The sequence below is a fragment of the Pseudomonas sp. ERMR1:02 genome (assembly GCF_002277815.1).
Lineage (GTDB): Bacteria > Pseudomonadota > Gammaproteobacteria > Pseudomonadales > Pseudomonadaceae > Aquipseudomonas.
The window spans coordinates 72,990-85,602 of sequence record NZ_NKJI01000013.1; the positions used below are offsets into that span (position 1 = coordinate 72,990).

Annotated in this window: 10 protein-coding genes and 2 pseudogenes; 6 read left to right on the plus strand and 6 right to left on the minus strand. The window is 60.9% G+C overall.

Going from position 1 to position 12,613, the window contains the following annotated elements:
* Positions 1–76 precede the first annotated feature (76 nt).
* The 4 genes and pseudogenes from CES87_RS21565 to CES87_RS21580 form a co-directional block, all read right to left on the minus strand.
* Positions 77–613, minus strand: coding sequence for a flavin reductase family protein (locus CES87_RS21565; protein ID WP_256591022.1), 537 nt, complete (start codon positions 611–613; stop codon positions 77–79).
* A gap of 12 nt (positions 614–625) precedes the next feature.
* Positions 626–2,107 (minus strand): aldehyde dehydrogenase, encoded by a 1,482-nt coding sequence (locus CES87_RS21570; protein ID WP_128607698.1) that lies wholly within the window; start codon positions 2,105–2,107, stop codon positions 626–628.
* Positions 2,104–2,937, minus strand: coding sequence for an alpha/beta fold hydrolase (locus CES87_RS21575; RefSeq protein WP_128607699.1), 834 nt, complete (start codon positions 2,935–2,937; stop codon positions 2,104–2,106). The genes CES87_RS21570 and CES87_RS21575 overlap by 4 nt, the downstream gene beginning before the upstream one ends.
* A gap of 46 nt (positions 2,938–2,983) precedes the next feature.
* Positions 2,984–3,573: pseudogene (locus CES87_RS21580) on the minus strand (amino acid synthesis family protein).
* A 334-nt stretch (positions 3,574–3,907) separates the two neighbouring features.
* Between CES87_RS21580 and CES87_RS21585 the strand changes: the two are divergent.
* On the plus strand, positions 3,908–4,906 hold the full coding sequence (locus CES87_RS21585; RefSeq protein WP_128607700.1) for a bile acid:sodium symporter family protein: 999 nt from the start codon (positions 3,908–3,910) through the stop codon (positions 4,904–4,906).
* A 113-nt stretch (positions 4,907–5,019) separates the two neighbouring features.
* On the opposite strand, the gene ppk2 is transcribed toward CES87_RS21585, so the two are convergent.
* Entirely contained in the window at positions 5,020–5,937 is a 918-nt protein-coding gene (gene ppk2, locus CES87_RS21590; RefSeq protein ID WP_128607701.1) for a polyphosphate kinase 2, read from the minus strand.
* 198 nt (positions 5,938–6,135) lie between these two features.
* On the opposite strand from ppk2, the gene CES87_RS21595 reads away from it, so the two are divergent.
* Positions 6,136–7,071 (plus strand): Ppx/GppA family phosphatase, encoded by a 936-nt coding sequence (locus tag CES87_RS21595; protein WP_128607702.1) that lies wholly within the window; start codon positions 6,136–6,138, stop codon positions 7,069–7,071.
* A gap of 152 nt (positions 7,072–7,223) precedes the next feature.
* Here the strand turns inward: CES87_RS21595 and CES87_RS21600 are convergent, their stop codons facing one another.
* Entirely contained in the window at positions 7,224–8,078 is an 855-nt protein-coding gene (locus CES87_RS21600) for a LysR substrate-binding domain-containing protein (RefSeq protein ID WP_128607703.1), read from the minus strand.
* Positions 8,079–8,214: 136 nt separating this feature from the next.
* On the opposite strand from CES87_RS21600, the pseudogene CES87_RS21605 reads away from it, so the two are divergent.
* From CES87_RS21605 to CES87_RS21620, 4 genes and pseudogenes are all read left to right on the plus strand, one after another.
* A pseudogene (locus tag CES87_RS21605) lies at positions 8,215–9,266 on the plus strand (agmatine/peptidylarginine deiminase).
* Positions 9,267–9,270: 4 nt separating this feature from the next.
* Positions 9,271–10,179, plus strand: coding sequence for an N-carbamoylputrescine amidase (gene aguB, locus CES87_RS21610; protein ID WP_128607704.1), 909 nt, complete (start codon positions 9,271–9,273; stop codon positions 10,177–10,179).
* Between the two features lies 1 nt (position 10,180).
* Positions 10,181–11,284 carry an extracellular solute-binding protein gene (locus tag CES87_RS21615; protein WP_128607705.1) on the plus strand — a complete coding sequence of 368 codons (1,104 nt, stop codon included), beginning with the start codon at positions 10,181–10,183 and terminating at the stop codon, positions 11,282–11,284.
* A 149-nt stretch (positions 11,285–11,433) separates the two neighbouring features.
* Complete coding sequence (locus tag CES87_RS21620; RefSeq protein WP_128607706.1) at positions 11,434–12,555, plus strand: agmatine/peptidylarginine deiminase; 1,122 nt, start codon at positions 11,434–11,436, stop codon at positions 12,553–12,555.
* The last annotated feature ends 58 nt before the right edge of the window (positions 12,556–12,613 follow it).

Below are 12,613 nucleotides of genomic sequence, written 5' to 3' on the forward strand. Positions count from 1 at the left end.
GATCCCCTGTAGGAGCGAGCATGCTCGCGATGGTGGGTAACAATAACGCGGGCCTTCTGGATGAACGCGGCGCTCTCTAGTCCATCGCGAGCATGCTCGCTCCTACAGGGGAGGGCTGTGTGAATCTGTCAGGCCAGGGTGGGCAGGGGCCCAGCTTGCCTTTGTGATAGATCATCGGCGTCACTGGTTGTGCGGGCAGGATCAGGTTCTTCACCGCACCGACGATGATGGCGTGATCCCCGCCATCGTATTCGCGCCATAGTTCACACTCGATGATTGCCGTGGCCTTGGCCAGAATCGGGTTGCCCAACTCGCTCAGGTGCCAGTCGATGCCCTTGGCTTTGTCCTTGCCCTTGCCGGCGAAAGCATAGGCTTCGGCCGTCTGGTCGGCGGACAGCAGGTGGATTGCGAACTGCTTGCTGTCGCGCAACACCGGGTAGGTGTCGGAGCCATAGTTGGGGCAGAACAGCACCAGTGCCGGATCAATCGACAGTGCACTGAAAGCGCTGGCGGTGATGCCGACGATGCCGCCTTCCGGGTCCAGGGTGGTGACCACCGTGACGCCGGACGGGAACGAGCTCATGACGTCTTTGTAAATGCCGGGTTCGATCATTTCGCAGGACTCCTAGCGCATCACAAATGGATCAGGCATTGGCGCCTGGGAGAGGTTGATCCACACCGTTTTCAGCTCGGTGTAGGCCAGCACCGAATCGATGCCGCTTTCGCGTCCATAGCCACTGTTCTTGAAGCCACCGATGGGCGCCATGGCCGAAACGGCGCGGTAGGTGTTGACCCAGATGATCCCCGAGCGCACGTCCCGGGCCAGGCGATGGGCGCGGCCCAGGTCGCGGGTCCAGATACCGGCGGCGAGGCCGAACTGCGAGTCGTTGGCGATGGCCAGTGCTTCGGCTTCGTCCTTGAAACGGATGACCGAGGCCACCGGGCCGAACACTTCTTCCTGCATGATCTTCATCGAGTTGCGGTCGCACTCGAACAGCGTCGGTTCGTAGAACCAGCCGTCTCCCAGATTCTGCGGACGCTTGCCACCCAGACGCAGGCGCGCGCCTTCAGCAATGGCGTCGGCGACCAGACCTTCGACCACCGCCAGTTGCTGCGCGGTGGCCATCGGGCCCATTTCGCTGCTGTCTTCCTGCGGGTTGCCGATGCGGATGCGCTGGGCGCGTTCCACCAGGCGCCCGACGAATTCGTCGTAGATTTCGTCCTGCACCAACAGACGCGAGCCGGACACGCAGCTCTGCCCGGAGGCGGCATAGATTCCGGCGATGGCGCCGTTGATCGCACTGTCGAGGTCGGCATCGGCGAAAATGATGTTCGGGGATTTGCCGCCCAGTTCCAGCGACAGCTTGGCGAAGTTCTCGGCGCTGCTGCGCACCACATGCCGCGCAGTGGCCGCACCGCCGGTGAAGGCGATTTTGCGCACCAGCGGATGGCGGGTCAGGGCGGCGCCGGTGCTTGGACCGTAACCGGTGACGACGTTGACCACGCCCGGAGGAATACCGGCTTCGAGTGCCAGGCGCGCCAGTTCGAGAATGGTCGCCGAAGCGTGCTCGGAAGGCTTGATCACGATGGTATTGCCTGCCGCCAGCGCGGGGGCCAGTTTGATCGCGGTCAGGTACAGCGGGCTGTTCCACGGAATGATCGCCGCAACCACGCCCATGGCTTCATGCACGGTGTAGGCAAACAGGTCCGGCTTGTCCAACGGTAAGGTGCCGCCTTCGAGCTTGTCCGCCAGGCCCGCGGTGTAGTGGAAAAACTCCGGCAGATACCCGACCTGACCGCGGGTCTCGCGGATCAGCTTGCCGTTGTCGCGGCTTTCCAGCTGCGCCAGTTGTTCCTTGTTTTCGGCGATCAGATCGCCCAGGCGCCGCAGCAGTTTGCCGCGAGCGGTGGCGGTCAGCCCGCGCCAGGCCGGGCTGTCGAATGCAGTCTGCGCAGCCTGTACGGCGCGCTCGACGTCGGCTTCATCGGCATCGGGCAGTTCAGCCCAGGCTTGGGCCAGGGCCGGGTTCAGGCTTTCGAAGGTTTTGCCCGAGAGGGCATCGACCCATTCGCCGCCGATGCACATCTGGAAGCGTGCGAGTGTCATGCAACGATCCCCTTTGTATGGTTTTGTCGGGAGTGCGCAGTGTCGAGAAACTCCAGCAACAGCTGGTTGACCAGGCGCGGCGATTCTACGGGCATCATATGCCGCTGCTCGGCGAGTACGGCAACCGTCGCGCCGGGAATGCATTTGGCCAATTGCTCGGCCATGTCCGGGGTCGACCCCGGGTCCAGTTCGCCGGTGGCGACCAGCGTCGGCACCCGGATATTGGCCAGGTCATCGGCGCGGTACATGTCCTGGGTGGCGAACAGCTCATAAGTAGTCAGGTAACCCTGCGGATCGTTTTGCGCAAGCGTCTGGCGCAGCGCGGCGATCTGTGCCGGATTGGCCGCCTGGTACTCGCGGCTGAACCAGCGCGACAGCGCCGCTTCGGCGTTGGCATCCGGGCCGTGTTCGGCGGCCTGACTGGTGCGGGCGATAACGCCGGCGCGCTGTTCAGCGGTGCGATTGAACACGCTGTTGAGCACCACCAGACTCTGCAAGCGTTGCGGGTAGTGCAGGGCGAATGCCCGCGCCACCAGCCCGCCCATGGAAAAACCGATCACTGCCGCCTTGGGCAATTGCAGATGATCGAGCAACTCCAGCAACTGATCGGCGTAACCGAGCAGGGGAGTGCCGCTTTCCGGGCGCGGGCTGGCGCCATGACCGAGCATGTCATAGGCAATCACGCGGTACTTCGTGGCCAGACCAACGATCTGGCCGCCCCACATTTCTTTATTCAGGCCCACGCCGTGGATCAAGACCACGGGCTGGCCTTGGCCGGTCGCCAGGTAACTGGTTCCAGCCGGGGTGCTTTCAGCGGTGAGCCGAATCATGGAGCGCTCCTGCATTACCTTTTTGTTGTAGTTGCCCGAACCGGTCTTACTGGGCTTTTTCGGCCGCCAGCTCTTCCAGGTCGATGTAACGATTGCCGATGCGTGGGTGCAGGCGGCCGCCATCGGCGCAACCCAGGACCACCACGATTTCGTCGGCACGGGGTGCGTCTTCGATCTTCATTTCCAGGGTGATGTAGTGCGAACGCAGGCCTTCGTCGTCCTTGTGCATCATCGGAATCTGAATCGAGGTACCCGGGCCGCCGCGCTTGTTGGTGAAACTCAGGTAGCTCTTGGCCTTGACCGCTTCGCGGTAGTGGTTGCCGAAGCGCAGGGTGTGGATCACAGCGGAGGCGTGTTCGATTTCGCCATCGGCGCCGACCACGGCAGCCTTGCCATAAGCCTCGATTTTTCGGCGCCGCCGATGATGCCCACCAGGCGTTCAACCATCAGTGCGCCGAGGTCAGAGCAGTTCTCGCGGATTTGCGGTTTCAGGTCTTCGACAAAGCCGTTGCCTACCCAAGGGTTTTTCATCACCACCGCCAGCCCGACCATGGTCACGGGTTTATCGGTGGCCTTGCCGCCTTCGATGAAGGTTTGTTCGACATAGCTGACGATCTTGCGGATTTCGAAACTCATGAGCTGCTCCGTATCAGGGGTAAGAAGTGTCTGTGCGTATGATGGTATACCATAATATCGGTTGCGCAAGAGCCTTGAATGAGTTTCTGCCCGCAAGGCGATGAAGTGGAGGCTGAACCCTGTAGGAGCGAGCCTGCTCGCGATGCACGCATGGACGACACGGGCTGTCTGGTACCCCGCGTTATCGTTGACGTCCATCGCGAGCAGGCTCGCTCCTACAGATTGATGTGTGGTTTGTCCGTTAGGCGATATCTACTGGCTTACTAGCGTTAGCCGGTAACTTGCAGGCGCGCTAGAGTCAGGGTCACGTTCCTGGCTAACCCGGATAACCTCCATGACTCGCCCACGTTTCTTGCCTGACAACTTCACCCTGGCCCTGATCGGCGTGGTGCTTATCGCCAGTTTGTTGCCCGCCAGCGGGCAGGTGGCGGTGGGCTTCGGCTGGCTGACCAACATCGCCATTGCCCTGCTGTTTTTCCTGCACGGCGCCAAGCTGTCGCGCGAGTCGATCATCGCCGGCGCCGGTCACTGGCGCCTGCATTTGCTGGTGTTCGGCCTGACCTTCGTGCTGTTCCCGCTGCTCGGTCTGGCGCTCAAGCCGGTGCTGTCGCCGATGATCGGCGCTGACCTGTACATGGGCATGCTCTACCTCTGCGCACTGCCCGCCACGGTGCAGTCGGCGATTGCCTTTACTTCTCTGGCACGAGGCAACATTCCGGCAGCGATTTGCAGTGCGGCGGCGTCCAGTCTGTTCGGGATTTTCCTCACGCCGTTGCTGGTCACCATGCTGTTGAATGTCCACGGCGATGGCGGTTCGACCGTTGATGCCATCGTGAAAATCAGCGTGCAGTTGTTGCTGCCCTTCATTGCCGGGCAAATCGCCCGGCGCTGGATCGGCGCCTGGGTGGGGCGCAACAAGAGCTGGCTGAAGTTCGTTGATCAGGGCTCGATTCTGCTGGTGGTCTACGGCGCGTTCAGCGAAGCGGTGAACGAGGGCATCTGGCATCAGATTCCGCTACGTGATCTGGCGGGGCTGGTGGTGGCCTGCTGCGTGGTACTAGGCTTGGTGCTGGTGGCCGCCACCGTGCTGGGCAAAGCCTTTGGCTTCAATCAGCAAGATCGCATTACCATCCTGTTTTGTGGTTCGAAGAAAAGCCTGGCCACCGGCGTACCGATGGCCCAGGTGCTGTTCGCCGGCAGCACCATCGGCGTGTTGATCCTGCCGCTGATGCTGTTCCACCAGATTCAGCTGATGGTCTGTGCGGTGCTGGCGCAGCGCTACGCAAATCGCCAGGAGTCAGTGGCCGAACTGATGGGGCAGGTCGACCCCTGAAGCAGAAACTCTGTAGGAGCGAGCTTGCTCGCGATGGTCGTCAACGATAACACTGGCCGTCTGGCACCCCGCGGTGCTTGTGCCTCCATCGCGAGCAGGCTCGCTCCTACAGATCAATAAACCTGCGGCACGATGATTTGCGGCGGCGTCGGATTGCGCGAGTAGTCTTCCTGGCGCACGCGCTCCGGCAGCTGGATCACCGGTAGCTCCACTTCTTCGTAGGGCATTTGCCCAAGCAGGTGATGGATGCAGTTGAGTCGGGCCTTTTTCTTGTCGTCAGCCTGCACGACCCACCACGGCGCTTCGGCGATATGGGTACGTTCAAGCATGATTTCCTTAGCCTTGGTGTAGGCCTCCCAGCGCCGGCGGGACTCCAGGTCCATGGGGCTGAGTTTCCATTGTTTGAGCGGGTCATGGATGCGGCTGAGAAAACGCAGGTGCTGTTCCTGGTCCGAGATCGAGAACCAATATTTGATCAACTGGATGCCGGAGCGCGCGAGCATCCGCTCGAATTCCGGCACGGTGCGGAAGAACTCTTCGTACTGGTCCTCGTTACAGAACCCCATGACTTGTTCGACGCCGGCGCGGTTGTACCAGCTACGGTCAAACAGGACGATTTCACCCGCGGCCGGCAGGTGCGATACATAGCGCTGGAAGTACCACTGGGTGCGTTCGCGGTCATTGGGAGCGGGCAGGGCGGCCACCCGGCAGACCCGTGGATTGAGCCGCTGAGTGATGCGTTTGATCACCCCGCCTTTACCCGCTGCGTCGCGCCCTTCGAACAGGATCACCACCTTGTGCCCGGTTTTCACCACCCAACTCTGCAGCTTCACCAGTTCACCTTGCAGGCGGAACAGCTCGCTGAAGTAGCGGCGTCTTTCCTGCTTTTCACTGCTGTCATCGAGGTGTACATCGAACAGGGCTTCAAGGTCGTGCCCGTCCTCCATCAGCTCTAGCTCGAGCTCTTCGTCACTGTGATCGAGCAGTTCGCGATGGATGCGTTGCATCAGGGTGTCGTTGGTCAACAGCATGGTCAGAACTCCCGATGAAGTTGGAGGCGTCAATGCTAGGCCTGTGCGTATGACGACGTGGTGACGAACAGATGATGGCGAAATTAATCTGGCTGTCATCGTGATGTCACCAACCCCATGGCAGGATCGTCGCAAACCGCTTTAAGCGCCCCGCGGAACTCCGTCCGCGCACTGATGAAATTGCCAGGAATCCCTACGATGAAAGGTGACGCCTCTCTGTTTGCGGCCATTGACCTGGGCTCGAACGCGTTTCGCCTGATGATTGGCCAGTCAGTCAAACGCAACCGACAGTTCATGATCCAGGAAGTGAAAACCTTGCGCGAACCCGTGCGTCTGGCGGAGGGGTTTCACGGTGGGGCACTGGACGAATTGGCGCTGGATCGGGGATGGCAGGCACTGGCGCGATTCGGCAAGAAATTGCGCGGTTTCGAAGCCGGGCGAGTGCGGGCGGTAGCCACCAGTGCCGTGCGTGAAGCGGACAATGCTCAACTGTTTCTGGCCAGCGCGGAACGCCACCTGGGATTTCGAATTGACGTCATCTCAGGGCAAGAAGAAGCCCATCTGGTCTACGCCGGTGTTGCCCATACGATCGCGGGTTCAGAAAGCATGCGGCTGGTGGTAGATATCGGCGGCGGTTCAACCGAGTTGATTCTGGGGCGCGGCGCTCAGCCCCTTGTCACCGAGAGTATTGCCATCGGCAGCGGCACCTTTGGTGCGCGCTACTTTGCCGGCGGAGGCATCACCGCCCAGGCGCTGCTCGAAGCCGAGCGCGTTGCCACGCTGGAGTTCGACAAGGTTGCCCGTCGTTATCGCGCCCAGGGCTGGCAGCAGACCATTGGCTCTTCCGGCACTGCGCGCATGCTGGCCAAAATTCTCGATGCCAACGGCCTGAATGACCGTGGTCAACGCGGCATTACCTACAGCGGCCTGTTGCGTTTGTCGCTGCGCCTGCTTGAAGTCGGGCATGTCAAAAAGCTCCGGCTGACGGGGCTGCAAGCCCATCGCCTGAGCAGCTTGCCGGGCGGTCTGGTGCTGATGCTGGCGGCGTTCAAGGTCTTCGGCATCACCCACATGACGCCTTCGGAACCGGGTTTGAGGTTTGGCGTTTTGCATGGCCTGATGTCCCGGCATTGATCACATCCGAACGCAAAACTGTAGGAGCCGGCTTGCTGGCGAAGGCGGCGTAACAGGCACGGCAGGGTTGACTGGGCTGTCGTCTTCGCCAGCAAGCCGGCTCCTACAGTTACGTGTATTTTTCTGGGCCTTGCGTAGGGTCGCACTCGCTTCTACGCGGCTTCCAGATTTTTTATCAGCCACTCACTGAAACTTCGCGCGTTGTTCTCACTGTCTCGATGGGTCAGCAAGGCCCAATTCGGGCCGCGGATCGTCTGTTCCACCAAAGGTTGCAGCAAGCCATTGGCGCGGGCCTGACGACTCAGCAGCTGGCTGATCAGGGCGATCCCGAGTCCCGCGCACGCGGCGTCCAGCAGCAGGCCGGGGTCGGAGAAGTTCAGCCCCTGATCCTGCTGGCCGACATCGATGCCAGCCTCCACCGCCCAATGACTCCAATCCATTTCCCGTTCGCCGTGCAGAGTGGTGCGCTGTTGCTGTGGCTGCGTCAACAGGTCCGGGTGACAGGCGGGGTAGAGGCGGTCCGCGTACAGCACTTTGAAACTGCATTCAGCCTGGGAGCTGATGTCATCGCGCACGGCAATGTCGATGGTCTGAGTGGCCATGTCCGGGACTTCATCGGTGCTGTAAATCCACAGATCGACCTGCGGATGCAGGCGACGAAAATCCCCCAGGCGCGGCAGCAGCCAGTGGCGGGCGAATGCCGGGGTGGTGTTGAGCACCAGTTGATTGGGTTTCTGGTACTGCCCGAGACGACGAATGCCCACGGACAGTTGCTGCAGCATTGCCTGGGTGGTGCTTAGCAGGTCGTGGCCGGCATCGGTCAGGCTGACGCTGCGCCCGCTGCGAAAAAACAGCGGTTGTTCAAGGTAGGCCTCAAGGCTGCGGATCTGCTGACTGATGGCCGACTGGGTGAGGTGCAGTTCGGCGGCAGCCTTGTGGAAACTGCCCAGTCGAGCAGCTGCTTCAAAGCCGCGAAGGGTGCTTAGCGGCGGCCAGTGTTTAAGCATGCTGATAAGTTCCTCTAATCACTTCTCTGCAAAATCCATCGTTTGTTTGCCCTTTTTTACAGCCGTAGCATGCATGCCATAACCAACAAGGCAGTTTTTGTTGAACACAATGGCTTAACTGAAAGGGCTTTTTATCATGCCGCACAATGAAAATCTAAACACCGGTTGGATGATGCCCGCCGAATGGGTCCGTCACGCCGCGACCTGGATGGTCTGGCCGCACAACCAGGCGCTCTGGGAGTCGGGCTGGCGCGTGACATTGGCGCAGGTACAAGAAGATTTTGCTGGCGTGGCCAACGCCATTGCCCGTTTCGAACCGGTGAAAATGGTCGTTGACCCATCGGCCGTGGCCAGTGCCAAAGCGTTGTGCGGCGCCAACATCGAACTGATCGAGTTGCCGGTGAACGACAGCTGGTGCCGCGATTCCGGTCCGAGTTTCGTCTGCCACCCGCAACAAGGCCTGGCCGGGGTGAGCTGGCGCTTCAATGCCTGGGGCGGCAAGTCGGCCCACGATCTGGATGAAGGCCTGGCGCGCCGCGCACTCAATCACTTGGGCCTGCCGTGTTTTGGCACGCACCTGAGCAATGAAGGCGGGGCGATTCATGTCGATGGCGAAGGCACGCTGATCACCACCGAGTCGGTCCTGCTCAACCCCAATCGCAACCCGGCATGAACAAGGCCGAGATGGAGGAGATCTTTGCCCGTCTGCTGGGCGTGAATAAAACCATCTGGCTGCCGGGCGATCCGGACTATGTCACCGGCGATATGACCGATGGCCACGTCGATGGCGTCTGCGCATTCGCCCGTCCCGGCGTGTTGCTGGTGGACGCCACCCACGACCGGCAATCGGTGTATGCCGAAGTAGCCCGGGAGAACCGGCGTGCCCTGGAGCTGGCAACCGACGCTAAGGGTCGCAAGTTCGAACTGATGGAACTGTATGAAGCCAGTGATGCCGTGGACCCTGAAGCCGAAGTGTTCTGCGCGTCCTACACCAACTTCTACATCGTCAACGACGCGATCATCATGCCGGCCTATGGCATTGCGGCCGACCAGGCAGCGGCCAAAGTATTGGCTCAGGCGTTCCCGGGGCGCGAAGTAGTGCCGGTGCGGATCAACAACCTGGCCCATGGCGGTGGCGGGGTGCATTGCATTACCCAGCAACAGCCGGCCTGGCCAGTGGAGGGTTGATGCCATGACCTTGTTGACCATTGCTGTCACCCAGATGCCTTGCACCTGGGACCTGCAACACAACCTCGATCAGGCCGAGCAACTGGTGCGTGAGGCGGCGGCCAAAGGCGCCCAAGTCATCCTGTTGCAGGAGCTGTTCGCCACGCCGTATTTCTGTATCGAACAAAGTCACCAGCACCTGGCGCTGGCCGAGGAGTTTCGCGACAGCCCTGTGCTCCAGCGCTTTGCCGCGCTGGCCAGGGAGTTAGGTGTGGTGTTGCCGCTGAGCTGGTTCGAGAAGGCCGGTAACGCCTATTTCAATTCCTTGTGCGTGGCCGATGCCGATGGACGCTTGTTGGGCGTGTATCGCAAAACCCATATCCCCAACGCCATCGGTTATCAGGAGAAAGAATACTTCAGCCCCGGCGACACCGGTTTCCGTGTCTGGGACACGGCGTTCGGGCGCATCGGCGTGGGCATCTGCTGGGATCAGTGGTTCCCCGAGACGGCCCGTTGCCTGGCCTTGATGGGCGCCGAAGTGCTGTTGTTTCCCACCGCCATCGGCTCTGAACCTGGCTGCGCAACCCTGGATTCCCGTGACCACTGGCAAATGACCATGCGCGGTCACGCGGCGGCCAACATCCTGCCGGTGGTAGCGTCCAATCGCGTCGGCCGGGAAGCGGCGACCCTTGATCCGACCTTGCAGATGAGCTTCTACGGCTCGTCTTTCATCTGTAACCACAAGGGCAAATTGCTCGCCGAGGCCGACCGTGACAGCACTGGCGTGCTGGTGCATAGCCTCGATCTGGCCGCCATGCGCGAAGAACGCCTGAGCTGGGGGATCTACCGCGACCGCCGTCCGGAGATGTACGGAGCGCTGTTGAGCCAGGACGGTCGCCAGATCAATGCACGCTGGAATTCCAAAGGGGTCTGACATGCGTACTTTCAACAAGCTGTTGCCCGGCGTCCTGGGATTGGCCATTAGCTGCGCGGTGCCAGCGCTGCACGCCGAAGAGAAGACCCTGCGGCTGTACAACTGGGCCGATTATTTTGCCGAGGACACCCTGAGTCGGTTCACCGCCGAAACCGGGATCAAGGTGATCTACGACGTCATGGATGGCAGTGAGACGCTGGAAGCCAAGATGCTGGCGGGTGGCAGCGGTTATGACCTGATTTTCCCCGGCGACACCGTGGCCGAGCGCCTGGTGCGCGCCGGCAGCCTGCAGCCGCTGGACCGCTCCAAACTCACCGAGCTGGCTGACATCGAACCCGGCCTGCAAAAGCTGCGCAGGCAATATGAGCATTCGAGCCAGGCCACCGTCCCCTACACCTGGGGCACCATCGGCGTGACCTATAACGAGGAGCAGATCAAGCAGCGCGTGCCGGATGCCCCGGTCAACAGCCTGGATATGTTGTTCAAGCCGGAACTGGCGGCGCGGTTTGCCGATTGCGGCATTTCGATGATCGACTCACCGGACGAAGTGCTGGCAGTGGTGCTCAACTATCTCGGTCGCGAACCACGCAGCGCCAAGCCTGAAGACCTGAAGGCGGCAAGTGAATTGCTGGCCAGACTGCGACCGTACATTCGCAAGTTTCAGTCACAACCGGTGACCGACCTGGTGAACGGCAATCTGTGCCTGTCCCTCGGTTACAGCGGCGACATGACCCAGGCGCAACGCACGTCGGATTCCGCCGGCAAGAAAACCACGTTCCAGTACCGCATTCCCACGGAGGGCACCACGGTCTGGATGGACACCATGGCGATCCCGGTCGACGCCAAACATCCGGAGTACGCCTATGCGTTCATCAACTTCGTCATGCGCCCACAGAACATGGCCGCCATCAGCAACTTCACCGGCTACCCCACGTCGAATGCCAAGGCGCGTCCGAGCGTCGATGCATCGATGCGCGACAACCCGGACATCTACATCAATGAAGCCACCTATGCTCGATTGATCCCGGGCAAGGACATTCCCCAGGCCGACATGCGCGCGCGCATGCGCACCTGGACCAAATTCAAGACGGCCACCGGCCAGTAAACACTGACCCTGTAGGAGCGAAGCTTGCTCGCGAAAGCGGTGTGTCAGTCGACATACACATTGACTGACCCGCCGCTTTCGCGAGCAAGCTTCGCTCCCACAGGTTCGGCGTTGTTGGCCGGGCTTTGTTAATTTTCAGGAACAAGTACATGTCGACGCGTCGCGAATTCATCAAACAGGTATCGGTTGTTGCCGGTATGGGAGCTGCTTTCATGGGCCTTGGCCTGAGCCCGTCGTTAGTGCTGGCAGCCAGCGAAGGCCGTTGGTACATGCCGGATGAAGGCGACAAGCATGAACAGGCCTTCATCGCCTTTGGCGCACAGGACGCCATTTGGGAAGACTTCACCCCAGACGTGCAGGCGGCCCTTGGCCGGATCGCACGGACCATCGCCGGCTATGAACCGCTCACCGTATTCTGTCGCGAGAGCGAGCGGGGTCTGGCCGAAGAGCATTGCGGCACGACCAATATCACCTATGTCATCAGCGAACTCGACGACATCTGGATGCGTGATATCGGCGCCAATTTTGTCGTCGATGGCAAAGGTGAACTCGGCGCCGTGGATTTCAACTTCAACGGCTGGGGCAACAAACAGCAGCACAGCGAGGATGCGCAAGTGGCGGCTTTGGTTGCCCGCCGCGAAGAGGCGAGTTACCTGCGCAGTGAGTTGGTGGGCGAGGGCGGTGGTATCGAAGTGGATGGTCACGGCACCGGGATCATGACCGAAAGCAGCTGGATCAATCGCAACCGCAACCCGGACTGGAGCAAGGCTGAGGTCGAGCAAGAGCTCAAGGCCCGCCTGGGCCTGCGCAAAATCATCTGGCTGCCGGGCATCAAAGGCAAGGACATCACCGACGCCCACGTCGATTTCTATGCCCGTTTCGTCAGGCCGGGGGTGATCATCGCCAACCTCGACAACGACCCCGAGTCCTACGATAACAAGGTCACCCGTGCCCATCTGGAGATTCTCAAGAACGCCACGGATGCCGATGGCCGCAAGCTGGAAGTGCACACCGTGTCGCCGCCTCTGAACCCGCGCAAGAGCAAGTTCAACCGCGATAACAAGGACTTCGCCGCTGGCTACATCAACTACTTCGTGATCAACGGGGCGATCGTTGCGCCTGAATTCGGTGACAAGGCAGCAGATCGCAAAGCCTTTGATCTGCTGTCTGAACTTTACCCCGATCGTGAGGTGGTGCAGCTCAACATCGACGCCATCGCTGCCGGTGGCGGCGGCATTCATTGCGTGACCGGTCACCAGCCGCTGGTATAGCCGAGGGCGCTGTGCGGCATCAGCGGGGCGTCTGGTAAACTGCGCCGCTTTACCTCCT